22 protein-coding genes and 1 pseudogene are annotated in these 26,990 nt (G+C 70.5%); 21 read left to right on the top strand and 2 right to left on the bottom strand.

From position 1 onward, the window contains the following. Window positions 1-85: 85 nt before the first annotated feature. From yajC to ACIQOU_RS23105, 5 genes are all read left to right on the top strand, one after another. Entirely contained in the window at window positions 86-586 is a 501-nt protein-coding gene (gene yajC / locus ACIQOU_RS23125; RefSeq protein WP_401539009.1) for a preprotein translocase subunit YajC, read from the top strand. A 132-nt stretch (window positions 587-718) separates the two neighbouring features. Continuing rightward, complete coding sequence (gene secD, locus ACIQOU_RS23120; RefSeq protein ID WP_401538700.1) at window positions 719-2,503, top strand: protein translocase subunit SecD; 1,785 nt, start codon at window positions 719-721, stop codon at window positions 2,501-2,503. 3 nt (window positions 2,504-2,506) lie between these two features. Beyond that, window positions 2,507-3,634, top strand: coding sequence for a protein translocase subunit SecF (gene secF, locus ACIQOU_RS23115; RefSeq protein ID WP_401538699.1), 1,128 nt, complete (start codon window positions 2,507-2,509; stop codon window positions 3,632-3,634). Further along, on the top strand, window positions 3,631-4,170 hold the full coding sequence (locus tag ACIQOU_RS23110; protein ID WP_401538698.1) for an adenine phosphoribosyltransferase: 540 nt from the start codon (window positions 3,631-3,633) through the stop codon (window positions 4,168-4,170). Before secF ends, ACIQOU_RS23110 begins: the two co-directional genes overlap by 4 nt. A gap of 284 nt (window positions 4,171-4,454) precedes the next feature. Beyond that, the gene (locus tag ACIQOU_RS23105; protein WP_401538697.1) at window positions 4,455-6,986 is read left to right on the top strand and encodes a RelA/SpoT family protein; all 2,532 of its coding nucleotides are present in this window, start codon (window positions 4,455-4,457) and stop codon (window positions 6,984-6,986) included. A 77-nt stretch (window positions 6,987-7,063) separates the two neighbouring features. On the opposite strand, the gene ACIQOU_RS23100 is transcribed toward ACIQOU_RS23105, so the two are convergent. Both ACIQOU_RS23100 and ACIQOU_RS23095 read right to left on the bottom strand, forming a co-directional pair. Further along, complete coding sequence (locus ACIQOU_RS23100; RefSeq protein WP_401538696.1) at window positions 7,064-8,293, bottom strand: DUF349 domain-containing protein; 1,230 nt, start codon at window positions 8,291-8,293, stop codon at window positions 7,064-7,066. Between the two features lie 145 nt (window positions 8,294-8,438). Then, entirely contained in the window at window positions 8,439-9,251 is an 813-nt protein-coding gene (locus ACIQOU_RS23095) for a peptidylprolyl isomerase (RefSeq protein ID WP_401538695.1), read from the bottom strand. A 177-nt stretch (window positions 9,252-9,428) separates the two neighbouring features. Between ACIQOU_RS23095 and ACIQOU_RS23090 the strand changes: the two genes are divergently transcribed. The 16 genes and pseudogenes from ACIQOU_RS23090 to ACIQOU_RS23015 all read left to right on the top strand — a co-directional run bounded on the left by ACIQOU_RS23090 (window position 9,429) and on the right by ACIQOU_RS23015 (window position 26,968). Further along, a complete protein-coding gene (locus ACIQOU_RS23090; RefSeq protein ID WP_401538694.1) occupies window positions 9,429-10,139 on the top strand; it encodes an MBL fold metallo-hydrolase in 711 nt (236 codons plus the stop codon). A gap of 13 nt (window positions 10,140-10,152) precedes the next feature. Beyond that, window positions 10,153-11,409 (top strand): annotated as a pseudogene (hisS, locus tag ACIQOU_RS23085) (histidine--tRNA ligase); the annotation flags it as partial. Window positions 11,410-11,777: 368 nt separating this feature from the next. After that, complete coding sequence (locus ACIQOU_RS23080; RefSeq protein WP_401538693.1) at window positions 11,778-12,434, top strand: vitamin K epoxide reductase family protein; 657 nt, start codon at window positions 11,778-11,780, stop codon at window positions 12,432-12,434. 53 nt (window positions 12,435-12,487) lie between these two features. Further along, the gene (locus ACIQOU_RS23075) at window positions 12,488-13,843 is read left to right on the top strand and encodes a replication-associated recombination protein A (protein ID WP_401538692.1); all 1,356 of its coding nucleotides are present in this window, start codon (window positions 12,488-12,490) and stop codon (window positions 13,841-13,843) included. 298 nt (window positions 13,844-14,141) lie between these two features. Continuing rightward, window positions 14,142-14,756 carry a 30S ribosomal protein S4 gene (gene rpsD, locus ACIQOU_RS23070; RefSeq protein WP_153291663.1) on the top strand — a complete coding sequence of 205 codons (615 nt, stop codon included), beginning with the start codon at window positions 14,142-14,144 and terminating at the stop codon, window positions 14,754-14,756. A 210-nt stretch (window positions 14,757-14,966) separates the two neighbouring features. Then, on the top strand, window positions 14,967-15,413 hold the full coding sequence (locus ACIQOU_RS23065; protein WP_401538691.1) for a DUF948 domain-containing protein: 447 nt from the start codon (window positions 14,967-14,969) through the stop codon (window positions 15,411-15,413). A 4-nt stretch (window positions 15,414-15,417) separates the two neighbouring features. Next, window positions 15,418-15,783 carry a hypothetical protein gene (locus tag ACIQOU_RS23060; RefSeq protein WP_401538690.1) on the top strand — a complete coding sequence of 122 codons (366 nt, stop codon included), beginning with the start codon at window positions 15,418-15,420 and terminating at the stop codon, window positions 15,781-15,783. After that, window positions 15,783-18,455, top strand: a complete 2,673-nt coding sequence (gene alaS / locus ACIQOU_RS23055) for an alanine--tRNA ligase (protein ID WP_401538689.1) — start codon at window positions 15,783-15,785, stop codon at window positions 18,453-18,455. Before ACIQOU_RS23060 ends, alaS begins: the two co-directional genes overlap by 1 nt. An 8-nt stretch (window positions 18,456-18,463) precedes the next feature. Next, on the top strand, window positions 18,464-18,928 hold the full coding sequence (gene ruvX / locus ACIQOU_RS23050) for a Holliday junction resolvase RuvX (RefSeq protein WP_401539007.1): 465 nt from the start codon (window positions 18,464-18,466) through the stop codon (window positions 18,926-18,928). Window positions 18,929-19,049: 121 nt separating this feature from the next. Further along, window positions 19,050-20,735, top strand: a complete 1,686-nt coding sequence (gene mltG, locus ACIQOU_RS23045) for an endolytic transglycosylase MltG (RefSeq protein ID WP_401538688.1) — start codon at window positions 19,050-19,052, stop codon at window positions 20,733-20,735. Next, window positions 20,716-21,555, top strand: coding sequence for a shikimate dehydrogenase (locus tag ACIQOU_RS23040; protein ID WP_401538687.1), 840 nt, complete (start codon window positions 20,716-20,718; stop codon window positions 21,553-21,555). Before mltG ends, ACIQOU_RS23040 begins: the two co-directional genes overlap by 20 nt. Window positions 21,556-21,742: 187 nt before the next feature. Continuing rightward, window positions 21,743-22,927 carry a chorismate synthase gene (gene aroC / locus ACIQOU_RS23035; RefSeq protein ID WP_401538686.1) on the top strand — a complete coding sequence of 395 codons (1,185 nt, stop codon included), beginning with the start codon at window positions 21,743-21,745 and terminating at the stop codon, window positions 22,925-22,927. Further along, window positions 22,924-23,442 carry a shikimate kinase gene (locus ACIQOU_RS23030; RefSeq protein WP_401538685.1) on the top strand — a complete coding sequence of 173 codons (519 nt, stop codon included), beginning with the start codon at window positions 22,924-22,926 and terminating at the stop codon, window positions 23,440-23,442. Before aroC ends, ACIQOU_RS23030 begins: the two co-directional genes overlap by 4 nt. Then, window positions 23,439-24,530 carry a 3-dehydroquinate synthase gene (gene aroB / locus ACIQOU_RS23025; RefSeq protein ID WP_401538684.1) on the top strand — a complete coding sequence of 364 codons (1,092 nt, stop codon included), beginning with the start codon at window positions 23,439-23,441 and terminating at the stop codon, window positions 24,528-24,530. Before ACIQOU_RS23030 ends, aroB begins: the two co-directional genes overlap by 4 nt. 164 nt (window positions 24,531-24,694) lie before the next feature. After that, the gene (locus ACIQOU_RS23020) at window positions 24,695-25,561 is read left to right on the top strand and encodes a Pro-rich N-terminal domain-containing protein (protein WP_401538683.1); all 867 of its coding nucleotides are present in this window, start codon (window positions 24,695-24,697) and stop codon (window positions 25,559-25,561) included. Window positions 25,562-25,861: 300 nt separating this feature from the next. Further along, on the top strand, window positions 25,862-26,968 hold the full coding sequence (locus tag ACIQOU_RS23015; protein ID WP_401538682.1) for a M24 family metallopeptidase: 1,107 nt from the start codon (window positions 25,862-25,864) through the stop codon (window positions 26,966-26,968). The last annotated feature ends 22 nt before the right edge of the window (window positions 26,969-26,990 follow it).

The raw sequence follows: 26,990 nt of genomic DNA, 5'->3' as shown, positions 1-26,990 counted from the left end.
GTCGGCGGTACACATACCCCCATCCATGAGGCCGCTGTCCGCCGCGGCCGTGCGAAGGAAATACCGTCCCGTGACCAACATCAGCATGCTCCTCCCCTTCATCGTGCTCATCGGGGCCATGTTCCTCATGACCCGCTCGGCCAAGCGCAAGCAGCAGCAGGCCCAGAAGATGCGCAACGAGATGCAGCCCGGCAGTGGCGTCCGCACGATCGGGGGCATGTACGCGACGGTCAAGGAGGTCAACGAAGACACGATCCTCCTTGACGCCGGTCCGGGCGTCGAGCTCCTCTTCGCGAAGAACGCCATCGGCGCCGTCCTCTCGGACGACGAGTACAACCGCATCGTCCACGGCATCGAGCACGACCTGAAGTCCGACGCCGACCTGGTCCCGGACGACGCCTCCTCCCTCACCGAGACCGACGACTCCGCCGCCGAAGCCGCCGCCTCCGACGACAAGGCCGTCGACCTCGGCAAGAAGGACACCCCCGAGGAGCCGGCCGACGAGACCGTCGCCGCCGAGGCGGGCACGGACGCGACGGCGGACGCGGAGCCGAAGAAGACCGACGGAGGCTCCACCGCGAAGTAGGCGCACCACGGGGGTGAACGGACGCGGTCCGCGCGCCCCGGGGTGTGTCTGTCCCGCACGGAGTCCCGACACCATGTCATGGCCGCCCGCCCGTAACCCGGCACCCGGCGGCCCGAGAGGGAGTACGAGAAGGTGGCAGCACCGAAGAAGGGCCGGAGCGCGAGCGCCCAGAGCAAGCCATGGCGCTCGCTGGCCCTCATCCTGATCGCCATCGTGGCGCTCACCGGCGGCATGTTCGCCTCCGGGAACACCACTCCGCGTCTCGGCATCGACCTGGCCGGCGGTACGAGCATCACGCTGCGCGCGGTCGCGGAGCCGGGCAAGGCGTCCGCGATCAACAAGACCAACATGGACACCGCGGTCGAGATCATGAACCGCCGTGTCAATGGTCTGGGTGTGTCCGAGGCCGAGGTTCAGACCCAGGGCGAGAAGAACATCATCGTCAACATCCCCAAGGGCACGAACTCCAAGGAGGCACGGCAGCAGGTAGGCACCACCGCCAAGCTCTACTTCCGCCCGGTGCTCGCCACCGAGGTCTCCGGCGCCGCCGCGAACACCAGCCCCTCGCCGAGCGCCTCCAGCAGCGCCTCGGACACGTCCTCCAAGGACACCTCCTCGGACACGTCCACCGGCAAGGACAAGGCGACCGACCCCTCGGCGACCCCCTCCGCCAGCGCCACCACCCAGGGCCGCGCGGTCACCGACGCCCTGAAGGCGGACGCCACCCCGTCCGCGAGCACCTCGGCCACCACCACCCCCTCGGCGAGCGCGAGCACCCCCGCCGCCGACGCGGCCGCCACCAAGCTCCAAGCGCAGTACACGGCGCTCGACTGCACCTCCAAGGCGCAGCGCGCCAAGGCGGGCAAGGGCGTCGACCCCAGCGACCCCACCGTCGCCTGCGGTGAGAACTCGTCGAAGCAGTGGCAGAAGTACATCCTCGGCCCGGCCGCCGTCGACGGCACCGACGTGGCGAAGTCCCAGGCGGTCTTCAACACGCAGACCGCCGCCGGCTGGACCGTCACCATGGACTTCACCAGCAAGGGCAGCAAGAAGTTCGCCGACATCACCGGCAAGCTCGCCCAGAACCAGTCGCCGCAGAACCAGTTCGCCATCGTCCTCGACGGCAACGTCGTCTCCGACCCGTTCGTGCAGCAGGCGCTGACCGGCGGCAGCGCGGAGATCTCCGGCAGCTTCGGCCAGGAAGAGGCCCAGAGCCTCGCCAACATGCTGTCGTACGGCGCTCTGCCGCTGTCCTTCAAGGAGGACAGCGTTACCACCGTCACCGCCGCGCTCGGCGGTGAGCAGCTGCACGCCGGTCTCATCGCCGGCGCCATCGGCCTCGGCCTCGTCGTGCTCTACCTGCTGGTCTTCTACCGGGGTCTGTCGGTCATCGCCATCCCCTCGCTGCTGGTCTCCGCGCTCCTCACCTACGTGATCATGGCGCTGCTCGGCCCGGCGATCGGCTTCGCGCTGAACCTCCCGGCGGTCTGCGGCGCGATCGTCGCGATCGGTATCACCGCGGACTCGTTCATCGTGTTCTTCGAACGCATCCGGGACGAGATCCGCGAGGGCCGCTCGCTGCGCCCCTCCGTCGAGCGGGCCTGGCCGCGCGCCCGGCGCACCATCCTGGTCTCCGACTTCGTGTCGTTCCTCGCCGCCGCGGTGCTCTTCATCGTCACCGTCGGCAAGGTCCAGGGCTTCGCGTTCACGCTCGGCCTGACCACCGTGCTCGACGTGGTCGTCGTCTTCCTCTTCACCAAGCCGCTGATGACGGTCCTCGCCCGCCGGAAGTTCTTCGCGAACGGCCACAAGCTGTCCGGCCTCGACCCCAAGGCCCTGGGCGCCAAGCCCCCGCTGCGCCGCACCCGCCGTCCCGCCGGTCCCGCCGGGGGCCCTGTCGACCCGAAGGAGGCGTGAGAGATGTCCAAGCTCGGCAATCTCGGCGCCCGACTGCACCGCGGCGAGGTCGGCTACGACTTCGTCGGCAACCGCAAGCTCTGGTACGGCGTCTCCATCCTGATCACCATCACGGCCATCCTCGGCCTGACGGTGCGCGGCCTGAACATGGGCATCGAGTTCCAGGGCGGTGCCGTCTTCACCACCCCGAAGCACATGACCGTCTCGGTCACCCAGACCGAGGACTTCGCACAGGAGGCGTCGGGCCACGACGCGATCGTGCAGAAGCTCGGCGACGGCAGCATGCGCATCCAGATCGCCGGTATCGACACCGACAAGTCGGACACGATCAAGGACCAGCTGGCCAAGGACCTCAAGGTCAACGCGGAGAACATCAACGCGGACCTGGTCGGGCCCAGTTGGGGTGACCAGGTCGCCAACAAGGCCTGGCAGGGCCTGGCGATCTTCATGGTCCTGGTGGTGATCTATCTGGCGATCGCCTTCGAGTGGCGGATGGCGCTCGCCGCGCTCGTCGCGCTGATCCACGACATCACCATCACCGTCGGCATCTACGCCCTCGTCGGCTTCGAGGTCACACCGGGCACGGTGATCGGTCTGCTGACCATCCTCGGTTACTCGCTCTACGACACGGTCGTCGTCTTCGACAGCCTCAAGGAGCAGACGAAGGGCATCACCAAGCAGACCCGCTGGACCTACAGCGACGTCGCCAACCGTTCGATCAACTCCACCCTGATGCGGTCGATCAACACCACGGCGGTCGCGCTGCTGCCGGTGGCGGCCCTGCTCTTCATCGGCGGCGGTGTCCTCGGCGCCGGCATGCTCAACGACATCTCGCTGTCGCTGTTCGTCGGCCTCGCGGCCGGTGCCTACTCGTCGATCTTCATCGCCACGCCGCTCGTCGCCGACCTCAAGGAGCGCGAGCCGTCGCTGAAGGCCCTCAAGAAGCGGGTCCTCGCCAAGCGCGCGCAGTCCCCGGCCGACGGCGAGCAGCTCGACCCCGAGCAGAGCGACGCCGACGACGACGAGTACGACGACGAGCCGGAGGACGCGGCCGCCGCGGTCGTCGGCCCGCGCAACCAGCCCGCCTCCCGCGCCCGTGGCCGCGGCCGTCCCTCGGGGAAGCGTCGATGACCGACATCCAGGAGCTTCTGCTCAGCCGTATCCGCGACGTCCAGGACTACCCGCAGCCGGGCGTGATGTTCAAGGACATCACCCCGCTGCTGGCCGACCCGGCGGCGTTCACCGCGCTCACCGACGCGCTGGCCGAGATCGCCGAGGAGACCCGCGCCACCAAGGTCGTCGGCCTGGAGGCCCGCGGCTTCATCCTCGGCGCCCCGGTCGCCGTCCGGGCCGGACTCGGCTTCGTCCCGGTCCGCAAGGCCGGCAAGCTCCCGGGAGCGACTCTCGGCCAGCGGTACGACCTGGAGTACGGGTCGGCCGAGATCGAGGTGCACGCCGAGGACCTGAGCGCCGAGGACCGTGTTCTGGTCATCGACGACGTCCTCGCCACCGGCGGCACCGCCGAGGCCTCCCTCCAGCTGATCCGCCGCGCGGGCGCCGAGGTCGCCGGCCTCGCGGTCCTGATGGAGCTGGGCTTCCTGGGCGGCCGGTCCCGCCTGGAGCCCACCCTGGAGGGCGCCCCCCTGGAGGCCCTCCTCCAGCTCTGACCGAGCGCACACCACGACGGCCGTCCCCGAACCGGGGGCGGCCGTCGCGCGTACCGGAACGGCTGAAATCCGCGCCCCCGCAGGACACCTGCCGGGCCCGGGCGCCCTCCCCGTCACCCCCGATACACCCGTCCGACGCCCCTGCGGCACCCCTCGTCGGCCTCGTCCGTCTCTCGCGTGGACGGTGCTCACAGTGGCCTGAAGGCGATGCTTGGGCGCGGGCTCGCTACCATGGGGTCTCCGGGAGCCTGACCGGGGACCCGGATCGCGCACGAGGAGTCCTCTTGCCAGACGAGGCCCAGCACCTGACCGCCGCCAAGCCCGAGGCCACCTCGGCAGCCGCGGCCAAGCCCGCGCCGACCACCCCGCCGGTGAAGAACGACAGCGGCGGGCCGGTCGAGCACGCCCAGTCCGCGCCGGTCGACAAGTCGGCCGAGCAGTCGCGTCCCAAGCCGGCTCCGCCCGAGCACCCGGCCCCCGCCGTCCGCCCGAACAGCGGCCAGCCACCCCGCCCCGGCTCCTCCAACCGCGTCCGGGCCCGCCTGGCCCGCCTCGGCGGCCAGCGCGCCAACCCGTACAACCCGGTGCTGGAGCCGCTGCTGCGGATAGTGCGCAGCAACGACCCGAAGACCGAGTCGGCCACCCTGCGCCAGATCGAGAACGCCTACCAGGTCGCCGAACGCTGGCACCGGGGCCAGAAGCGCAAGAGCGGCGACCCGTACATCACGCACCCGCTCGCCGTCACCACCATCCTCGCCGAGCTGGGCATGGACCCGGCCACCCTGATGGCCGGCCTGCTGCACGACACCGTCGAGGACACCGAGTACGGCCTCGACCAGCTCCGCCGCGACTTCGGTGACCAGGTCGCCCTGCTCGTCGACGGCGTCACCAAGCTGGACAAGGTCAAGTTCGGCGAGGCCGCGCAGGCCGAGACCGTGCGCAAGATGGTCGTCGCCATGGCCAAGGACCCGCGCGTCCTGGTCATCAAGCTCGCCGACCGGCTGCACAACATGCGCACCATGCGCTACCTCAAGCGGGAGAAGCAGGAGAAGAAGGCGCGCGAGACCCTGGAGATCTACGCGCCGCTCGCCCACCGCCTGGGCATGAACACCATCAAGTGGGAGCTGGAGGACCTCGCCTTCGCGATCCTCTACCCCAAGATGTACGACGAGATCGTCCGCCTGGTCGCCGAGCGCGCCCCCAAGCGCGACGAATACCTCGCCATAGTGACCGACGAGGTCCAGGCCGACCTGCGCGCGGCCCGCATCAAGGCGGCCGTCACCGGGCGCCCCAAGCACTACTACAGCGTCTACCAGAAGATGATCGTCCGCGGCCGGGACTTCGCGGAGATCTACGACCTGGTCGGCATCCGCGTCCTGGTGGACACCGTCCGCGACTGCTACGCGGCCCTGGGCACCGTCCACGCACGCTGGAACCCCGTTCCCGGGCGTTTCAAGGACTACATCGCGATGCCCAAGTTCAACATGTACCAGTCGCTGCACACGACGGTCATCGGGCCCAACGGCAAGCCGGTCGAGTTGCAGATCCGCACCTTCGACATGCACCGCCGCGCCGAGTACGGCATCGCCGCGCACTGGAAGTACAAGCAGGAGGCCGTGGCCGGCGCCTCCAAGGTCCGCACCGACGTCCCCAAGGCGTCCGGCAAGGACCAGGGCGCCATCAACGACATGGCCTGGCTCAGGCAGCTCCTGGACTGGCAGAAGGAGACCGAGGACCCCAGCGAGTTCCTGGAGTCCCTGCGCTTCGACCTCTCCCGCAACGAGGTCTTCGTCTTCACCCCCAAGGGCGACGTGATAGCGCTCCCGGCGGGCGCCACCCCCGTCGACTTCGCGTACGCGGTGCACACCGAGGTCGGCCACCGCACGATAGGAGCACGGGTCAACGGACGCCTCGTCCCGCTCGAATCGACCCTCGACAACGGCGATCTGGTGGAGGTCTTCACCTCCAAGGCGGCCGGCGCGGGCCCCTCCCGCGACTGGCTCGGCTTCGTCAAGTCACCGCGCGCCCGCAACAAGATCCGGGCCTGGTTCTCCAAGGAACGCCGCGACGAGGCGATCGAGCAGGGCAAGGACGCCATCGTCCGCGCGATGCGCAAGCAGAACCTGCCGATCCAGCGCATCCTCACCGGCGACTCCCTGGTCACCCTCGCCCACGAGATGCGCTACTCCGACATCTCCGCCCTGTACGCGGCGATCGGCGAGGGCCACCTCTCCGCCCAGAACATCGTGCAGAAACTGGTCTCCGCGCTCGGCGGCGAGGAGGCGGCCAGCGAGGAGATCGACGAGTCGGTCCCGCCGGCCCACAACCGCGGTCGCACACGCCGCTCCAACGCCGACCCCGGCGTCGTCGTCAAGGGCGTCGACGACGTCTGGGTCAAGCTGGCCCGCTGCTGCACCCCGGTGCCAGGCGACCCGATCATCGGCTTCGTCACCCGGGGCAGCGGCGTCTCCGTTCACCGCAGCGACTGTGTGAACGTCGACTCGCTGTCCCGTGAGCCCGAGCGCATCCTCGAAGTCGAGTGGGCGCCCACCCAGTCCTCGGTCTTCCTGGTCGCCATCCAGGTCGAGGCCCTCGACCGCTCCCGGCTCCTGTCGGACGTCACCCGCGTCCTGTCCGACCAGCACGTCAACATCCTCTCCGCAGCCGTGCAGACCTCCCGGGACCGCGTCGCCACCTCCCGCTTCACCTTCGAGATGGGCGACCCCAAACACCTCGGGCACGTCCTGAAGGCCGTCAGAGGCGTGGAGGGCGTCTACGACGTCTACCGGGTCACCTCGGCCCGCAACAAGACCTGACAGCCGCAGCAACGACGAGGAGGGGCCCCGCACACCAAGTGCGGGGCCCCTCCTCGTACGGCCGTCCGGGACCGGCGTCAGCCGCCGAACTCGTGCAGGCCCTTCAGCGCCTGGTCCAGCAGGGCGCGACGGCCCTCCAGCTCACGTTCCAGCTTGTCGGCCTTGGCGGTGTTGCCCTGGGCCCGCGCCTGCTCGATCTGGCCCGTCAGCTTGTCCACGGCAGCCTGGAGCTGACCCGTCAGACCCTCGGCACGCGCCCGCGCCTCCGGGTTCGTGCGGCGCCACTCGGCCTCCTCGGCCTCCTGGATGGCCCGCTCGACGGCGTGCATCCGGCCCTCGACCTTCGGACGCGCGTCCCGAGGGACGTGGCCGATGGCCTCCCAGCGCTCGTTCACCGAACGGAAGGCCGCGCGGGCCGCCTTCAGCTCCGTGATCGGGAGGATCTTCTCGGCCTCCTCGGCCAGCTCCTCCTTGAGCTTCAGGTTCTCCGACTGCTCGGCGTCCCGCTCCGCGAAGACCGAGCTGCGGGCGGCGAAGAACACGTCCTGGGCGCCGCGGAAGCGGTTCCACAGGTCGTCCTCGTGCTCGCGCTGGGCGCGGCCCGCCGCCTTCCACTCCGTCATCAGGTCGCGGTAGCGCGCGGCCGTGGGACCCCAGTCCGTCGACCCGGACAGCGCCTCGGCCTCGCCGACCAGCCGCTCCTTCACCTTGCGGGCGTCCTCGCGCTGGGCGTCCAGGGACGCGAAGTGCGCCTTGCGCCGCTTGGAGAAGGCCGACCGGGCGTGCGAGAAGCGGTGCCACAGCTCGTCGTCCGACTTGCGGTCCAGACGCGGCAGCCCCTTCCAGGTGTCCACCAGCGCCCGCAGCCGTTCGCCGGCCGCCCGCCACTGGTCGGACTGCGCCAGCTCCTCCGCCTCGACGACCAGCGCCTCCTTGGCGCCCCGCGCCTCGTCGGACTGCTTCGCGCGCTGCTGCTTGCGCTCCTCACGCCGGGACGCGACCGTCTCCACCAGCGCGTCCAGGCGGGTGCTCAGCGCCGCCAGGTCGCCGACCGCGTGATGCGCGTCGACCTGCTCACGCAGATGACCGATGGCGGTGTGGGCGTCCTTCGACGACAGGTCGGTGGTCTTCACCCGCTTTTCCAGGAGGCCGATCTCGACGACCAGACCCTCGTACTTGCGCTCGAAATAGGCCAGCGCCTCCTCGGGGGAGCCGGCCTGCCAGGAACCAACCACCTGCTCGCCCTCGGCCGTACGCACGTACACGGTCCCCGTCTCGTCGACGCGGCCCCACGGGTCGCTGCTCACAGCGCCTCCTCCACATGATGCCTGCGGTGGGCTTCGCCGCCCCCGGGCATCGTCCACAGTTTCGTCACGGCCAACATAGGCGACCGGCGGGTTGCCTGTCCGCATCCCGCGCGACCGAAATTCTGCACCTCGCAGGCGGGGTGCGTCAGGACTTCGTGACCGTCGCCTTGTTGATGACGACCGTCGCGTTCGGGGCTCCGTCGCCCGCTCCGGTGTTCTCGCCGGCGGCGGCGATCTTCTTCAGCACCTTCAGCCCGGACGCCGACACCGTGCCGAACGGCGTGTAGTTCGGCGACAGCTGGCTGTCCTGGTAGACGAGGAAGAACTGGCTGCCACCGGTGTTCTTGCCGGCGTTCGCCATCGCGACCGTGCCCGCCGGATAGACGTTGCCCTTGAGGCTCTTGTCCTTGAGGTTCTCGTCCGGGATCGTGTAGCCGGGGCCGCCGCTGCCGGTGCCCGTGGGGTCGCCGCACTGGAGCACGTAGATCCCGTTGGTCGTCAGCCGGTGGCACTTCGTGTGGTCGAAGTAGCCCTTGCCGGCCAGGAAGTCGAACGAGTTCACCGTGTGCGGAGCCGCCGACGGCTTCAGCGCGATGTCTATGTCACCGCAGGTCGTGGCGAGCTTCATCGTGTACTTCGCCGACGTGTCGATGGTCTGCGCCGGCTGCTTCTTCCAGGTCAGCTTCTTGACCGAGCCCTTGGCCGCCTTCTCGCACGGGTCCACGGGCTTGCTCGCGGACGCGCTGGGCGTGACGTCCGCGCTCGCGTTCGACGTGTCGTCGCTCTTGAAGGCGTTCGTCGTGTACAGGGCCACGCTGCCGATCACGATCACGCCGAGGACCGACGCGATCGCGGAGTTCCGCATGCGTGCCTTGCGCCGGGCTGCGGTGCGCCGCTGCTGCTGCCGCAAGAACTTCTCCCGGGCGAGCTGCCGCTTCCGCTGTTCCTGGGTGACCACCGGGTTGTCTCCTCATGCGTCTCGAACGCCGACCGGGACGTGTGCGTCCCGTGTGCCGACCGCCTGCGTGTGCCCCGTACCGTATATGGGTTCGCTGAGGAAACGGCAGCGCCGGTAGGCTCTGACCGCAGTTGCAGCCGCGCCGGCTGCCCGTTATCGACCCAACGAAGGACGATCGTGCTCATTGCCGGGTTTCCCGCCGGGGCCTGGGGGACGAACTGTTACCTCGTCGCCCCCGCCGCCGGTGAGGAGTGCGTGATCATCGACCCCGGGCACCAGGCCGCCGAGGGCGTCGAGGAGGCGCTGAAGAAGCACCGCCTCAAGCCCGTCGCCGTCGTCCTCACCCACGGCCACATCGACCACGTCGCCTCGGTCGTCCCGGTGTGCGGCGCGCACGACGTCCCGGCCTGGATTCACCCCGAGGACCGGTACATGCTGAGCGACCCCGAGAAGGCGCTCGGCCGCTCCATCGGCATGCCGCTCATGGGCGAGCTGACCGTGGGGGAGCCGGCCGACGTCGAGGAGCTGACCGACGGCGCCGCGCTGACCCTCGCGGGCCTGGAGTTCTCCGTCGCGCACGCGCCCGGCCATACCAAGGGGTCGGTGACGTTCCGGATGCCTCAGAGCGCGGACATTCCCTCCGTGTTCTTCTCCGGGGATCTGCTCTTCGCCGGCTCCATCGGACGCACCGATCTGCCCGGCGGCTCCCACGCCGAGATCCTCGACTCGCTGGCCCGCGTGTGCCTGCCGCTCGACGACTCGACCGTGGTGCTCTCCGGGCACGGCCCCCAGACGACCATCGGCCAGGAGCGCGCCACCAACCCGTATCTGCGGCAGGTGGCCGCCGGCGGCCCAGGGAGCATGGACGCTCCCCGACGAGGAATGTGACGAGAGACCTTCCGTGAGCACCTTCAAGGCCCCCAAGGGCACGTACGACCTGATCCCGCCGCAGAGCGCGACGTTCCTGGCGGTCCGCGAGGCGATCTCCGCCCCGCTGCGCAACTCCGGCTACGGCTACGTCGAGACCCCCGGCTTCGAGAACGTCGAACTGTTCGCACGCGGGGTCGGTGAGTCCACCGACATCGTCACCAAGGAGATGTACGCCTTCGAGACCAAGGGCGGCGACCGCCTCGCCCTGCGCCCCGAAGGCACCGCCTCCGTGCTGCGCGCCGCTCTTGAGGCCAACCTGCACAAGGCGGGCAACCTCCCCGTCAAGCTCTGGTACTCGGGCTCCTACTACCGCTACGAGCGCCCGCAGAAGGGCCGTTACCGGCACTTCTCGCAGGTCGGCGCCGAGGCGATCGGCGCGGAGGACCCGGCCCTCGACGCCGAGCTGATCATCCTGGCCGACCAGGCGTACCGCTCGCTGGGCCTGCGGAACTTCCGCATCCTGCTCAACAGCCTCGGCGACAAGGAGTGCCGTCCGGTCTACCGGGCCGCCCTCCAGGACTTCCTGCGCGGTCTCGACCTCGACGAGGAGACGCTGCGCCGCGCGGACATCAACCCGCTGCGGGTCCTCGACGACAAGCGCCCGGACGTCCAGAAGCAGCTCACCGACGCCCCGTTGCTGCGCGACTACCTGTGCGACGCCTGCAAGGCGTACCACGAGGAGGTGCGCGAACTGCTGCTGGCGCAGGGCGTCACCTTCGAGGACGACGCCAAGCTGGTGCGCGGCCTCGACTACTACACCCGGACCACGTTCGAGTTCGTGCACGACGGTCTCGGCTCGCAGTCCGCGGTGGGCGGCGGCGGCCGCTACGACGGTCTCTCCGAGATGATCGGCGGGCCCGCGCTGCCGTCCGTGGGCTGGGCGCTGGGCGTCGACCGCACGGTCCTCGCCCTGGAGGCGGAGGGCATCACCCTCGAACTCCCCGCGTCCACCAGCGTGTTCGCGGTCCCGCTCGGGGAAGAGGCCCGCCGGGTCCTGTTCACCAAGGTGACCGAGTTGCGCAAGCTCGGGGTCGCGGCCGACTTCTCCTACGGCGCGAAGGGGCTCAAGGCGGCGATGAAGGCGGCCAACCGGTCCGGCGCCCGCTACACCGTCGTCGCCGGTGAGCGCGACCTCGCCGAGGGCGTCGTCCAGCTCAAGGACATGGAGTCCGGCGACCAGACCCCCATCCCCGTCGACGAACTCGTATCCGAACTGAAATCCCGCCTCACTGACGAGACACGTTCTCAAGGGGCTCCGCCCCCTGACCCCCGCTCCTCAAACGCCGGAGGGGCTGATGTGAGCCCGTCCGGCGCTTGAGGACGAGGCCGTTCAGGCCGAAGCCGGGGTCTGGGGGCGGCAGCCCCCGGGATGGGACGGGTCAGGGCGGCGGGGGCGAGGAACGTCAACGTCGTGGGTGTGGGTTCACCCGGCGGGGAGGGGTTCGTGCGGGGCGCCTTCTGGCCCCGGGGGCATGCGGGACGGCCCGTTGCGGAGTCTCTTACTTATGTCCAACGAACGGTGGACGGCACCCCCCGTGCGGCACAATGGCCCCAGCCCGAAGAAGGTCCAACTCTCAAGCAGGCGGAATCGGCCCGATGAGCAAGACCACAGTGAAAGACGCCTCCACCGAGCCCGCGCCCGACGGCGCCTCCGCCGGCCCGCGCACGGTGGCCGGCAGCCGTGCCTTCGGTGTGCTGCTGCTGATCACGGGCGCGGCCGGCCTGCTCGCCGCGTGGGTCATCACCATCGACAAGTTCAAGCTGCTGGAAGCCAAGATCGCCGGCACGACGTTCACCCCGGGGTGCAGCCTCAACCCGGTCGTCTCCTGCGGCAGCGTCATGGAGTCCAAGCAGGCCGCCGCCTTCGGCTTCCCCAACCCGATGCTCGGCCTGGTCGCCTACGGCATCGTCATCTGCGTCGGCATGAGCCTGCTGGCCCGCGCCCGCTTCCCGCGCTGGTACTGGCTCACCTTCAACTTCGGCACGCTCTTCGGCGTCGGCTTCTGCACCTGGCTCCAGTTCCAGTCGCTGTACCGCATCAACGCGCTCTGCCTGTGGTGCTCGCTGGCCTGGGTCGCGACGATCATCATGTTCTGGTACGTGACGTCGTTCAACGTACGCAACGACCTGCTGCCCGCCCCGCGCTGGCTCAAGAGCTTCTTCGGAGAGTTCACCTGGGTCGTGCCCGTGCTGCACATCGGCATCATCGGCATGCTGATCCTGACCCGCTGGTGGGACTTCTGGACCAGCTGACCGCGCCCACCGCACCGACGGCGTTGTCAGTGCCGTGAACTAGGGTTCATGACGTGGAGCCCGACCTGTTCACCGCAGCCGCAGAAGAACGCCAGGAGCGAGACCCGGCAGGCAGCCCCCTGGCCGTACGGATGCGCCCGCGCACCCTCGACGAGGTGGTGGGCCAGCAGCACCTGCTGAAACCCGGCTCCCCCCTGCGCCGCCTGGTCGGCGAGGGCTCCGGCGGCCCTGCGGGACCGTCCTCGGTGATCCTCTGGGGCCCGCCCGGCACCGGCAAGACGACCCTCGCGTACGTCGTCTCCAAGGCCACCAACAAGCGCTTCGTCGAGCTGTCGGCGATCACCGCGGGCGTCAAGGAGGTCCGCGCGGTCATCGACGGCGCCCGCCGCGCCACCGGCGGCTACGGCAAGGAGACCGTCCTCTTCCTCGACGAGATCCACCGCTTCAGCAAGGCCCAGCAGGACTCCCTGCTCCCCGCGGTGGAGAACCGCTGGGTGACCCTCATCGCGGCCACCACCGAGAACCCCTACTTCTCCGTGATCTCCCCGCTGCTCTCCCGCTCCCTCCTGCTCACCCTCGAACCCCTCACCGACGACGACCTGCGCGCCCTGCTGCGCCGCGCCCTCGCCGACGAACGGGGCCTCGGCGGCGCCGTCACCCTCCCCGAGGACACCGAGAGCCACCTCCTGCGCATCGCCGGCGGTGACGCCCGCCGCGCGCTGACCGCCCTGGAGGCCGCCGCGGGCGCCGCCCTCGACAAGGGCGACGCGGAGATCGAGCTGACCACCCTGGAGGAGACGGTCGACCGGGCGGCGGTGGCCTACGACCGGGACGGCGACCAGCACTACGACGTCGCCAGCGCCCTCATCAAGTCCATCCGAGGCTCCGACGTCGACGCGGCCCTGCACTACCTCGCCCGCATGATCGACGCCGGTGAGGACCCCCGTTTCATCGCCCGGCGGCTGATGATCTCCGCCAGCGAGGACATCGGCCTCGCCGACCCGAACGCCCTGCCGATCGCGGTCGCCGCCGCCCAGGCTGTCGCCATGATCGGCTTCCCGGAGGCGGCCCTCACCCTCAGCCACGTCACCATCGCCCTCGCCCTGGCCCCCAAGTCCAACGCGGCGACGACCGCGATCGGCGCCGCCATGGAGGACGTGCGCAAGGGGCACGCGGGGCCGGTGCCGCCGCATCTGCGCGACGGCCACTACAAGGGCGCCGCCAAGCTCGGTCACGCCCAGGGGTACGTCTACCCGCACGACCTGCCGGAGGGCATCGCCGAGCAGCAGTACGCGCCGGAGGCCCTCAAGGACCGCACCTACTACACGCCCACCCGGCACGGGGCCGAGGCGCGGTACGCGGACGCCGTCGAATGGACCAGGAAGCACCTCGGTCGAAAGCGGTCCTGAGCGGCCTGTAGACTTCCCCCAGTGCTGCGTCCCGCGCCGTCAGAGCGGGACAGTCAGCCGGAACCGGTCCCTCGTGGGCCGACTCCAGGAGCGTCGCGCACCGTCGATCGGTGTCGCGGGCAGCCCACCACCCTCCGGGATTCCGGAAACGGTCGGTGGGCCACTCGTGTGCTGCACGTATGTGCCCAGATCAGGGGAGCGGCTGCCTGACAGGTCCCGAGCGGACCTGACGGGTTTCCCCGGCTGCGGATGCGACCTCCCTCAACCCTGGCAAGCCGAACACAGGAAATGAGAGACAGTGGCGAATCAGTCCCGCCCCAAGGTCAAGAAGTCGCGTGCCCTCGGCATCGCGCTCACCCCGAAGGCCGTCAAGTACTTCGAGGCGCGCCCCTACCCGCCGGGCGAGCACGGCCGTGGCCGCAAGCAGAACTCGGACTACAAGGTCCGTCTGCTGGAGAAGCAGCGTCTGCGCGCGCAGTACGACGTGTCCGAGCGTCAGCTCGTCCGCGCCTACGAGCGTGCCTCCAAGGTCCAGGGCAAGACCGGTGAGGCCCTGATCATCGAGCTGGAGCGCCGCCTCGACGCCCTGGTCCTGCGTTCGGGCATCGCCCGCACCATCTACCAGGCCCGTCAGATGGTCGTGCACGGCCACATCGAGGTCAACGGCCAGAAGGTCGACAAGCCGTCGTTCCGTGTCCGTCCCGACGACGTCGTGATGGTCCGCGAGCGCAGCCGCAGCAAGACGCTGTTCGAGGTGTCCCGCGCCGGTGGCTTCGCCCCCGACGGTGAGACCCCGCGCTACCTCCAGGTGAACCTCGGCGCCCTGGCGTTCCGCCTGGACCGCGAGCCGAACCGCAAGGAGATCCCGGTGATCTGCGACGAGCAGCTCGTCGTCGAGTACTACGCCCGCTGATCACCGGCAGGCCGTAGCACCACCCCGGCCCGCCGCCTCCCCAGCCCTCTCGGGCACCGGAGGCGGCGGGTTCGTGCGTTCCGGGCGCACCCACACGTATCGCCCGCGCCGGCCGGGGATTTATCCGGTACGGAGGGCTGTCCCCGGCGCGATAGGCTCGGCTCCACGACTTTCGATGTCCCGAGACGTTTCAGGGAGCGGGTGCGCACGGTGACCGGTGGAGAGGTGGCCGGCCTTCTGGTGGCCGTCTTCTGGGCGATCCTGGTCTCCTTCCTCGCCGTCGCGCTGGCGAGGGTGGCCCAGACGCTCAGGGCGACCACCAAGCTGGTGGCGGACGTGACCGACCAGGCGGTGCCGCTGCTCGCGGACGCCTCGGCGGCGGTGCGGTCCGCGCAGACCCAGATCGACCGGGTCGACTCCATCGCCTCCGACGTCCAGGAAGTCACGTCGAACGCGTCCGCGCTCTCCTCCACCGTCGCCTCCACCTTCGGCGGCCCGCTGGTCAAGGTCGCGGCCTTCGGATACGGCGTCCGCCGGGCCCTCGGCGCCCGCCGCGACGACGAACCCGCCAAGGCCACCCGGCGCACCGTGATCGTCGGCCGCACCCTCTCCAGCGCGCGGCGCAGCAAGCGGAACAACCGCGGGAAGAAGGACTGAACCGATGTTCCGCCGTACGTTCTGGTTCGGCACGGGCGTCGCCGCCGGTGTCTGGGCCACCACCAAGGTCAACCGCAAGCTCAAGCAGCTGACCCCCGAGAGTCTCGCCGCGACCGCGGCCAACAAGGCGCTCGACGCGGGCCACCGGCTCAAGGACCGCGCGGTCGGCTTCGCCGTCGACGTACGCGACAACATGGCCCGGCGCGAGGCCGAGCTGACCGACGCCCTCGGCATCGACGCCGACCCCGAACTCCCCGCGCCCCGACGGCACTTCGCCGTCGAGAACAACCGGCCGAAGTACCTCGAAGCCACGACGTACCCCCGGCCGACGAACACCGACCACTCGCACAACCGGAATGAGGACCACTGATGGAGTCGGCAGAGATCCGCCGCCGCTGGCTGAGCTTCTTCGAGGAGCGCGGTCACACCGTCGTCCCTTCGGCGTCGCTCATCGCGGACGACCCGACTCTGCTCCTCGTCCCGGCCGGCATGGTGCCGTTCAAGCCGTACTTCCTGGGTGAGGTCAAGCCGCCCTTCACGCGCGCCACCAGCGTGCAGAAGTGCGTGCGCACGCCGGACATCGAGGAGGTCGGCAAGACCACCCGGCACGGCACCTTCTTCCAGATGTGCGGCAACTTCTCCTTCGGTGACTACTTCAAGGAAGGCGCCATCACCTACGCCTGGGAGCTGCTCACCGCGCCCCAGGACAAGGGTGGTTACGGGCTCGACCCGGAGCGGCTGTGGGTCACGGTCTACCTCGACGACGACGAGGCCGAGACCATCTGGCGCGACAAGGTCGGCGTCCCGGCCGAGCGCATCCAGCGCCTGGGCAAGAAGGACAACTACTGGTCGATGGGCGTCCCCGGCCCCTGCGGACCCTGCTCCGAGATCAACTACGACCGCGGCCCCGAGTTCGGCGTCGAGGGCGGCCCCGCCGTCAACGACGAGCGGTACGTGGAGATCTGGAACCTCGTCTTCATGCAGTACGAGCGGGGCGAGGGCACCGGCAAGGAGGACTTCGAGATCCTCGGGGACCTCCCCAGCAAGAACATCGACACCGGCCTCGGTCTGGAACGTCTCGCCATGATCCTGCAAGACGTGCAGAACATGTACGAGATCGACACCTCCATGGCCGTCATCGAGAAGGCCACCGAGCTGACCGGTGTCGCGTACGGCGACGCCCACGCCTCCGACGTCTCCCTGCGCGTGGTCACCGACCACATGCGCACCTCGGTGATGCTCATCGGCGACGGCGTCACCCCGGGCAACGAGGGCCGCGGCTATGTGCTGCGCCGCATCATGCGCCGCGCCATCCGCAACATGCGTCTGCTCGGCGCCACCGGACCGGTCGTCAAGGACCTGATCGACGTCGTCATCCGCATGATGGGCCAGCAGTACCCGGAGCTGGTCACCGACCGCGAGCGCATCGAGAAGGTCGCCGTCGCCGAGGAGAACGCCTTCCTCAAGACGCTCAAGGCCGGCACCAACATCCTCGACACCGCCGTCACCGACACCAAGACCGCGGGCGGCACCGTCCTCGCCGGCGACAAGGCGTTCCTGCTCCACGACACCTGGGGCTTCCCGATCGACCTCACCCTGGAGATGGCCGCCGAACAGGGCCTGTCCGTGGACGAGGACGGCTTCCGGCGTCTGATGAAGGAGCAGCGCGAGCGCGCCAAGGCGGACGCCCGCGCCAAGAAGACCGGCCACGCCGACCTCGGCGCCTACCGCGAGATCGCCGACGCCGCCGGAGCCACCGAGTTCATCGGCTACGGCGACACCGAGGGCGAGACGACGATCGTCGGCATCCTCGTCGACGGCGTCTCCTCCCCGGCCGCCACCGAGGGCGACGAGGTCGAGATCGTTCTCGACCGCACCCCGTTCTACGCCGAGGGCGGCGGTCAGATCGGCGACACCGGCCGGATCAGGGTCGACTCCGGTGCCGTCATCGAGATCCGCGACACCCAGAAGCCGGTCCCGGGCGTCTACGTCCACAAGGGCGTCGTCCAGGTCGGCGAGGTCACTGTCGGAGCCAAGGCGCAGGCCGCCATCGACGGCCGGCGCCGCAAGGCCATCGCCCGCGCCCACTCCGCCACCCACCTCACCCACCAGGCCCTGCGCGACGCCCTCGGACCGACGGCCGCGCAGGCCGGTTCCGAGAACCAGCCGGGCCGGTTCCGCTTCGACTTCGGATCGCCCGCCGCCGTGCCGACGGCCGTGATGGCCGACGTCGAGCAGCAGATCAACGAGGTGCTCGCGCGGGATCTCGACGTGAGCGCCGAGGTCATGGGCATCGACGAGGCCAAGAAGCAGGGCGCCATCGCCGAGTTCGGCGAGAAGTACGGCGAGCGGGTCCGGGTGGTGACCATCGGCGACTTCTCCAAGGAGCTGTGCGGCGGCACCCATGTGCACAACACCGCCCAGCTGGGCCTGGTGAAGCTGCTCGGCGAGTCCTCCATCGGCTCCGGCGTGCGCCGCATCGAGGCCCTCGTCGGCGTCGACGCCTACCAGTTCCTGGCCCGCGAGCACACGGTCGTCGCCCAGCTCCAGGAGTTGGTCAAGGGCCGCCCCGAGGAGCTGCCGGAGAAGGTCTCCGCGATGCTCGGCAAGCTGAAGGACGCCGAGAAGGAGATCGAGAAGTTCCGCGCCGAGAAGGTGCTCCAGGCCGCCGGCGGGCTCGTCGACTCCGCCAAGGACGTGCACGGCGTGGCCGTCGTCACCGGCCAGGTCCCGGACGGCACCAACCCGGACGACCTGCGCAAGCTGGTGCTCGACGTGCGGGGCCGTATCCAGGGCGGCCGGGCCGCCGTCGTTGCGCTGTTCGCGGTCAACAACGGCAAACCCCTCACCGTCATCGCCACCAACGAGGCCGCCCGTGAACGCGGCCTGAAGGCAGGGGAGTTGGTGCGTACGGCGGCCAAGACCCTCGGTGGTGGCGGCGGCGGCAAGCCGGATGTCGCCCAGGGCGGCGGGCAGAACCCGGCCGCCGTCGGCGAGGCCGTCGACGCGGTCGAGCGGCTCGTGGCGGACACCGCCAAGTGACCGACGGCATGCGCAGGGGCCGCCGGCTCGCGATCGACGTCGGTGACGCCCGGATCGGGGTCGCCTCGTGCGACCCCGACGGGATTCTCGCCACACCGGTCGAGACGGTCCCCGGCCGGGACGTGCCGGCGGCCCACCGCAGGCTGCGTCAACTGGTCGAGGAGTATGAGCCGATCGAGGTCGTCGTCGGTCTCCCGCGCTCCCTCAAAGGGGGCGAGGGACCGGCTGCGGCCAAGGTCCGCGCGTTCGTCCAGGAGCTGGCCCGAGGCATCGCGCCGGTGCCGGTCAGGCTGGTGGACGAGCGGATGACGACCGTGACGGCCAGTCAGGGGCTGCGCGCCTCCGGGGTGAAATCCAAGAAGGGCCGATCGGTCATCGACCAGGCAGCCGCCGTGATCATCCTTCAGCAGGCCTTGGAATCCGAACGGGTGTCAGGTAAAGCACCCGGCGAGGGCGTCGAAGTGGTCATCTGATCGCGATACGGTAACGTTCCGCGCGATGCGTTGGTTTTCGAACAACCTCCGCACAGCAAGAGACGGAACGGAACCCGGCCCGCCAGCCGCGTGACCGCCGCCTCGCGGCTCTAGGGGATCGATGACTGATTATGGCCGGGGCCCAGGCTCCGAACCGTGGCATCCCGAGGACCCGTTGTTCGGGGACGGCGGATGGGGAGGACAGCAGGCGCACGTGGGCCAGCAGTCCCCCTACGGCGGCCAGCCGCAGCACCATCCTGAGCAGCAGCCGCACTACGGCGACTGGGGCGACGGCGGAGCATCCGGGCACGGCCAGCAGCAGTACCCGCAGTACGAACAGCCGTACGGTCAGCAGCCCCAGTACGGTGATCAGACCCAGCAGCACTACGCGGGTCACACCACCCAACAGGCCTACGACAACAGCGGCTGGACGGCGGGCGCCCAGACGTACGCCCCGTACCCCGACCCCACCGACCCCTACGGTCAGCAGGGCGCCGGGTACGGCGGCGAGCAGCCCGACTTCTACCACTCGCCCGACGCCTACCCGCCCCCCGAGCCGCCGAGCCGTCGCAGCCCCGAACCCGAACCCCGGGTCGACTGGGACCCGGGGCCCGACCAGGGCGAACACGCCTTCTTCGCGGCCGGTGGCGGCGAGGACGAGGTCGAGGCGGAGGCCGAGAGCCGACGCGGACGCGGCGAGCGGCGGGGGCGTGGCGGCAAGGACAAGAAGACCCGCAGCGGCTGTGCCTGCCTGGTGGTCGTGCTGGTGTTCGGCGGCGGCATCGGCGGGGTCGGCTACTTCGGCTACCAGTTCTACCAAAACCGTTTCGGCACGGCTCCGGACTACGCCGGGGACGGCAGCGGCGGGACGGTGATCGTCCAGATCCCCGAGGGCGCCGGCGGCTACGACATCGGCAGACGGCTCAAGGAGGCCGGAGTCGTCAAGAGCGTCGACGCCTTCGTCGCCGCCCAGCAGCAGAATCCCGGGGGCAAACGCATTCAGGCCGGCGCTTATCTGCTGAAGAAGCAGATGTCCGCCGCCAGCGCCGTCGAGATGATGTTGGACAAGAAGAGCCAGAACAACGTCATGGTCAAACCGGGACAGCGCAACATTGCCGTCTACAAGGCCATCGACGCGAAACTCGAACTCTCCTCGGGAACGACCAGAAAAGTCGCCGAGAAGGAATACAAGACCCTCGGACTGCCCAGCTGGGCGAACTCCAACAAACAGATCAAGGACCCGCTGGAGGGCTTCCTCTACCCGGGTACCTATCCGGCCGCGAAGGGCATGAAGCCGGAATCCGTCCTGAAGTCGATGGTCAGCCGCGCCACCACCGCGTACGGCAAGTACGACCTCGCCGCGAAGGCCGAATCCCTCGATCTGAAGAACCCGTTGGAGCTGGTCACGGTCGCGAGCCTGGTCCAGGCCGAAGGCAAGACCGACGACGACTTCCGAAAGATGGCCGAGGTGATCTACAACCGCCTCAAGCCCACCAACACGGAGACCAACCAGCTGCTCCAGTTCGACTCGACCTTCAACTACCTGAAGAACGAGAGCAACATCCACATCAGCGCCTCGGAGATCAACAGCAACAAGGACCCGTACAACACCTACACCAATAAGGGCCTGCCGCCCGGACCGATCGGAAACCCCGGCGACGACGCTCTCAAGGCGGCGCTGAACCCGACCGAGGACGGCTGGATCTACTTCGTGGCGACCGACGGCAAGAACGAGACCGAATTCGCCCGGACCTATGCCGAATTCCAGCAGCTCAAGGACAAGTTCGATGCAAGCTCGGGCCGTTGACGCCCGTCGGGCCGCCGTACTCGGCTCGCCGATCGCCCACTCGCTCTCCCCGGTGCTGCACCGCGCCGCCTACGCGGCACTGGGGCTGACCGACTGGTCGTACGACCAGTTCGAGGTCGACGAGGCCGCGCTGCCCGGCTTCGTCGACGGGCTCGGCCCCGAGTGGGCCGGTCTGTCGCTGACCATGCCGCTGAAGCGGGCCGTCATCCCGCTGCTCGACGAGATCAGCGACACCGCGGCCTCCGTCGAGGCCGTCAACACCCTCGTCGTCACCGGCGACGGCCGCCGCGTCGGTGACAACACCGACATCCCCGGCATCGTCGCCGCCCTGCGTGAGCGCGGCATCGACCAGGTCGACTCGGCGGCGATCCTCGGCGCCGGCGCCACCGCCTCCTCCGCCCTCGCCGCCCTGGCCCGGATCTGCACCGGCGAGGTCGTCGCCTACGTCCGCAGCGCCGACCGGGCCGCCGAGATGCGCCGCTGGGGCGAACGCCTCGACATCGAGGTCCGCACCGCCGACTGGGCCGACGCGGCCGACGCCCTGCACGCCCCGCTGGTGATCGCCACCACGCCCGCCGGGGCCACCGACGCCCTCGCCGGCGCCGTACCCGAACGCCCCGCCACCCTCTTCGACGTCCTCTACGAGCCCTGGCCCACCGCACTCGCGGCCCGCTGGTCGGCGTACGGCGGGGCCGTCGTGGGCGGGCTCGACCTGCTGGTGCACCAGGCGGTGCTCCAGGTCGAGCGGATGACGGGCCGCGCCCCGGCCCCTCTCGACGCGATGCGCAAGGCCGGCGAACACGCCCTGGCGTCCCGCTAGCGGCTCCCCGTTCCGGCGGCGGTCGTGCCGTGCCGTGTCCGTTTTCTGGACCGGCGGCCGGAGATGCCCCCGGACGTGGGAGGATCGGGAGTGGCGGGCCAGGGCCGCGCACCAGGTCGCGCCGTCGACGTACGCGAGGAGACGTGTACGCAGGGCAGTACCGGGGCGCGAGCATGGAGGAGCACCGTTGAGCAGGTTGCGCTGGCTGACGGCGGGGGAGTCCCACGGCCCCGCACTCGTGGCGACGCTGGAGGGCCTTCCCGCCGGTGTACCGATCACCACGGAGATGGTGGGGGACCACCTGGCCCGGCGCCGGCTCGGTTATGGACGCGGCGCCCGGATGAAGTTCGAGCGCGACGAGGTCACCTTCCTCGGAGGCGTCCGGCACGGTCTCACCCTCGGCTCGCCGATCGCCGTCATGGTCGGCAACACCGAGTGGCCCAAGTGGGACCAGGTCATGTCGGCCGACCCGGTCGACCCCGAGATCCTCGCGGGGCTGGCCCGTAACGCCCCGCTGACCCGCCCCCGCCCCGGCCACGCCGACCTCGCCGGCATGCAGAAGTACGGCTTCGACGAGGCCCGCCCGATCCTGGAGCGCGCCTCCGCCCGGGAGACCGCGGCCCGCGTCGCCCTCGGCGCCGTCGCCCGCTCCTACCTCAAGGAGACGGCCGGCATCGAGATCGTCAGCCATGTCGTCGAGCTGGCCGCGGCCAAGGCGCCCTACGGCGTCTACCCGACCCCGGCCGACGTCGAGAAGCTGGACGCCGACCCCGTGCGCTGCCTGGACGCCGACGCGTCGAAGGCGATGGTCGCGGAGATCGACCAGGCCCACAAGGACGGCGACACGCTCGGCGGGGTCGTCGAGGTCCTCGCCTACGACGTGCCGGTCGGCCTCGGCTCGCACGTCCACTGGGACCGCCGTCTGGACGCCCGGCTCGCCGCCGCCCTCATGGGCATCCAGGCGATCAAGGGCGTCGAGGTCGGCGACGGCTTCGACCTCGCGCGCGTGCCGGGCTCGAAGGCGCACGACGAGATCGTCTCCACACCGGACGGCATCCGGCGCTCCACCGGCCGCTCCGGCGGCACCGAGGGCGGTCTCACCACCGGCGAACTGCTGCGCGTGCGGGCCGCGATGAAGCCCATCGCGACCGTGCCGCGCGCCCTCCAGACCATCGACGTCGTCACCGGCGAGGCCACCCAGGCCCACCACCAGCGCTCCGACGTCTGTGCGGTGCCGGCCGCCGGCATCGTCGCCGAGGCCATGGTCGCGCTCGTCCTCGCGGACGCCGTCGCCGAGAAGTTCGGCGGCGACAGCGTGCCCGAGACCCGCCGCAACGTGCGCTCCTACCTCGACCACCTGGCCATCCGATGAGCCCGGTGCCCGCCGTCGTCCTGGTGGGGCCCATGGGCGTCGGCAAGTCCACCGTCGGACAGCTGCTCGCCGAGCGCCTCGGGGTCGGTTACCGGGACACCGACGACGACATCGTCGCCGCCGAGGGCCGGGCCATCGCCGAGATCTTCGTCGACGAGGGCGAGCCCGTCTTCCGCGCCATCGAGAAGCGGGCCGTGCGGGACGCGCTCGCCGCGCACGACGGCGTCCTCGCGCTGGGCGGCGGCTCGATCCTCGACGCCGACACCCGCGCGCTGCTCGCCGGCCACCGGGTCGTCTACCTCTCGATGAACGTCGAGGAGGCGGTACGGCGCACCGGCCTCAACGCGGCCCGCCCGCTGCTCGCCATCAACCCGCGCAAGCAGTGGCGCGAACTGATGGAGGCGCGGCGCGAGTTGTACGAGGAGGTCGCCACCGTCGTGGTCGCGACGGACGGCCGCACGCCCGAAGAGGTCACCCAAGTCGCCCTGGAAGCACTGGAGTTGAAGGAAGCATGAGCGAGTCGGTGACACGGGTCCAGGTCGGCGCAGCGGCGGGCAGCGACCCGTACGAGGTGCTGGTGGGCCGTCAACTCCTGGGCGAACTGCCCGGGTTGATCGGCAAGAAGGCCAAGCGGGTCGCCGTGATCCACCCCGAGGCCCTCGCCGACACCGGCGACGCGCTCCGCGCCGACCTGGCCGAGCAGGGCTTCGACGCGGTCGCCATCCAGGTGCCGAACGCGGAGGAGGCCAAGACCGCCGAGGTCGCCGCCTACTGCTGGAAGGCGCTCGGCCAGTCCGGCTTCACCCGCTCCGACGTCATCGTGGGCGTCGGCGGCGGGGCCACCACCGACCTCGCCGGGTTCGTCGCGGCGACCTGGCTGCGCGGGGTGCGCTGGATCGCCGTTCCGACCACCGTGCTGGCCATGGTGGACGCGGCCGTCGGCGGCAAGACCGGCATCAACACCGCCGAGGGCAAGAACCTGGTCGGCTCCTTCCACCCGCCGGCCGGCGTCCTGTGCGACCTGGCCGCGCTGGACTCCCTGCCGGTCAACGACTACGTCTCCGGGCTCGCCGAGATCATCAAGGCCGGCTTCATCGTCGACCCGGAGATCCTCGACCTGATCGAGTCCGACCCGCAGGCCGCCCGCACCCCGCAGGGGCCGCACACGGCCGAGTTGATCGTGCGGTCGATCCGGGTCAAGGCCGAGGTGGTCTCCTCCGACCTCAAGGAGGCCGGACTGCGCGAGATCCTCAACTACGGCCACACGCTGGGCCATGCGATCGAGAAGAACGAGCGCTACCAGTGGCGGCACGGCGCGGCCGTCTCGGTCGGCATGCACTTCGCCGCCGAACTGGGGCGCCTGGCGGGCCGGTTGGACGACGCGACGGCCGACCGGCACCGCACGATCCTGGAGTCGGTCGGACTCCCGCTCTTCTACCGCTACGACCAGTGGCCCAAGTTGCTGGAGAACATGCGGGTCGACAAGAAGTCGCGCGGCGATCTGCTGCGCTTCATCGTCCTCGACGGCCTCGCCAAGCCGACCGTCCTGGAGGGCCCCGACCCCGCCGTTCTCGTCGCCGCGTACGGCGAAGTGGGCCAGTAAGTACCGCGGTACTCCTTCCGCCCGATTCGCCTTGTGACCGTGGGCACTTCGGACCGCCCCCGGCCGTTCACCAAACGACGGCCGGGGGCGGTACCGTTCGGTGACGAGCGGGGTCCGCACCCGCTGCCAGCGCCCATCGCCTGTACGAGACGGAGTGGCACCGGATGCAGCACGCAGTGGGTTCTCCGCTGCCGCCGCCCCATCAGCCGGGGCACGGACCGGCCGAGGGCTGGTCCCCGGCCGCACACCACCCGGGCCCCGGCCCTCAACCCCCCGGCTCCCACCCGGGCCCGCACCTGGGTTCGGCGCCGGTACCCCCACCGCCCCCGGCCCCGGGTTTCGCCCCGCACCCCCCGCCGCAGCACCCCGCACCGCCGGACACCACGGGCCACGTCCCGTTGCCGCCGGGCGGCCCGGTCGGGATGCCCACGCCCGCCGTCGGCACGATGACGCCGTCCACCCCGGACCCGACGACGACCACGCTGGCCGTCCTCCTCATCGGCCCCGCCGGAGCGGGCAAGACGAGCGTCGCCAAGTACTGGGCCGACCACCGCCGCGTCCCCACGGCCCACATCAGCCTCGACGACGTCCGCGAGTGGGTCCGCTCCGGCTTCGCCGACCCCCAGTCCGGCTGGAACGACCACTCCGAGGCCCAGTACCGCCTGGCCCGCCGCACCTGCGGCTTCGCCGCGCGCAACTTCCTGGCCAACGGCATCTCCTGCATCCTCGACGACGCCGTCTTCCCGGACCGCCCGGTGGTCGGCCTCGGCGGCTGGAAGCGGCACGTCGGCCCCGGGCTCCTCCCGGTCGTCCTGCTGCCCGGCCTGGAGATCGTCCTCGAACGCAACGCGGAGCGCTCGGGCAATCGCCGCCTCACCGACGAGGAGGTCGCCCGCATCCACGGCCGCATGGCCGGCTGGTACGGCTCCGGCCTCCCCATCATCGACAACTCCCAACTCGACATCCCCCAGACCGCCCAGATCCTCAACGACGTCCTCACCAGATCAATAGCCAGCCCACCCAGCTGGTAGCGGGGCCCCGGGCGGTGTGGCCCGCAGATGGCTGGGCCGGTAACCAAGGCCCACTGTCCCGACCCAAGGGGCGCGGGGAACTGCGCGACCAGCCCCCACCGACCCGCACCCGGCACACCACCGAACCACCCACCCCGTACCCCTACCACCGGTCACCCGCACCCGGCACACCACTGAACCACCCACCCCGTACCCCCACCACCGGTCACCCGCACCCGGCGCGCCACCGAAGCCACCCCCTTCGTCCCCCGAACGACACCCCAACCGGCACAAATCCCCCACCCCTCCTACGCTCGACTCATGTCAGAGGTCTACGCAGCCCGCCGGGCACGACTGAGGGAACGCGGCCAGGCCGCAGGCAACCAATCCACCCTGGTCACCCGCCCCGCCAACGTGCGCTACCTCGCCGGAGCCGCCCCCCAGGACGCCGTCCTGCTGCTGGGCCGGAGCGAGGACATCCTCGTCTGCACCGGCCCTCCCGAGGACCGCCCCACCGACGGCCGCCCCGACGACACCCTGCGCCTGCACATCCTCCCCGGCCCGGCCGGCGACCCGGCCGTCGCAGCCGCCGACCTCGCACTCGCGCAGCACGCCGACTCCATGGCCGTCGAGGAACACCACTTCACCGTCGCCCGCCACCGCGCCCTCCGCTCGGTCGCCCCGGCGCTGCGCCTCACGGACCTCGCCTGCGCCGTCGAACAGCTCAGGGTCGTCAAGGACGAGGAGGAGATCTCCTGCCTCCGCATCGGCGCGGAGATCGCCGACCAGGCGTTGGGCGAACTCCTGGAGTCCATCCTCGTCGGCCGCACCGAACGCCACCTCGCCCTCGAACTCGAACGCCGCCTCGTCGACCACGGCGCCGACGGCCCCGCCTTCGCCACCTCCGTCGCGACCGGACCGAACTCCGGCAGACGAGCCCACCGCCCCACCGACCGCCGCGTGGAGGAGGGCGATTTCCTCTCGGTCTGCCTGGGCGCCACCTACCGCGGCTACCGCTGCGAGATCGGCCGGACCTTCGTGATCGGCACGACCCCCGCCGACTGGCAGATCGAGCTGTACGACCTGGTCTTCGCCGCCCAGCGCGCCGGACGGCAGTCCCTCGCGCCCGGTACCGCCTACCGCGAAGTCGACCGCGCGGCACGTCAGGTCCTGGACTCCGCCGGGTACCGGGAGGGCCTCCCGACGCTCATGGGGCACGGGGTCGGACTCGAAATCGACGAGGACCCGCAGTTGGCCCCTGCGGCCATGGGTAAACTGGACGCTTGCGTGCCGGTCACCGTCGAACCGGGAGTTCACCTCCCGGGCCGGGGCGGCGTCCGGATCGATGACACGCTCGTCGTCCGCCCCGAGGCGGACGGCGGACCCGAGCTACTCACCATCACGACCAAGGAGCTGCTCGCGCTCTAGCCTCGCGCTGCGCGCTCGCCCC

Source organism: Streptomyces sp. NPDC091279 (assembly GCF_044757465.1).
Lineage (GTDB): Bacteria > Actinomycetota > Actinomycetes > Streptomycetales > Streptomycetaceae > Streptomyces.
Note: the sequence above shows the minus strand (reverse complement) of the source record. Positions and strands in the feature narration are given on the sequence as shown.

What these genes read in the sequence shown, in the direction of transcription:
- ACIQOU_RS23060 (WP_401538690.1), top strand. Translation starts at nt 15,418, where the DNA reads ATGTTCCGCCGTACGTTCTGGTTCGGCACGGGCGTCGCCGCCGGTGTC.
- aroB (WP_401538684.1), top strand. Translation starts at nt 23,439, where the DNA reads ATGAGCGAGTCGGTGACACGGGTCCAGGTCGGCGCAGCGGCGGGCAGC.
- yajC (WP_401539009.1), top strand. Translation starts at nt 86, where the DNA reads ATGCTCCTCCCCTTCATCGTGCTCATCGGGGCCATGTTCCTCATGACC.
- mltG (WP_401538688.1), top strand. Translation starts at nt 19,050, where the DNA reads ATGACTGATTATGGCCGGGGCCCAGGCTCCGAACCGTGGCATCCCGAG.
- ACIQOU_RS23080 (WP_401538693.1), top strand. Translation starts at nt 11,778, where the DNA reads ATGAGCAAGACCACAGTGAAAGACGCCTCCACCGAGCCCGCGCCCGAC.
- ruvX (WP_401539007.1), top strand. Translation starts at nt 18,464, where the DNA reads ATGCGCAGGGGCCGCCGGCTCGCGATCGACGTCGGTGACGCCCGGATC.
- alaS (WP_401538689.1), top strand. Translation starts at nt 15,783, where the DNA reads ATGGAGTCGGCAGAGATCCGCCGCCGCTGGCTGAGCTTCTTCGAGGAG.
- ACIQOU_RS23020 (WP_401538683.1), top strand. Translation starts at nt 24,695, where the DNA reads ATGCAGCACGCAGTGGGTTCTCCGCTGCCGCCGCCCCATCAGCCGGGG.
- ACIQOU_RS23110 (WP_401538698.1), top strand. Translation starts at nt 3,631, where the DNA reads ATGACCGACATCCAGGAGCTTCTGCTCAGCCGTATCCGCGACGTCCAG.
- secF (WP_401538699.1), top strand. Translation starts at nt 2,507, where the DNA reads ATGTCCAAGCTCGGCAATCTCGGCGCCCGACTGCACCGCGGCGAGGTC.
- ACIQOU_RS23015 (WP_401538682.1), top strand. Translation starts at nt 25,862, where the DNA reads ATGTCAGAGGTCTACGCAGCCCGCCGGGCACGACTGAGGGAACGCGGC.
- ACIQOU_RS23030 (WP_401538685.1), top strand. Translation starts at nt 22,924, where the DNA reads ATGAGCCCGGTGCCCGCCGTCGTCCTGGTGGGGCCCATGGGCGTCGGC.
- ACIQOU_RS23040 (WP_401538687.1), top strand. Translation starts at nt 20,716, where the DNA reads ATGCAAGCTCGGGCCGTTGACGCCCGTCGGGCCGCCGTACTCGGCTCG.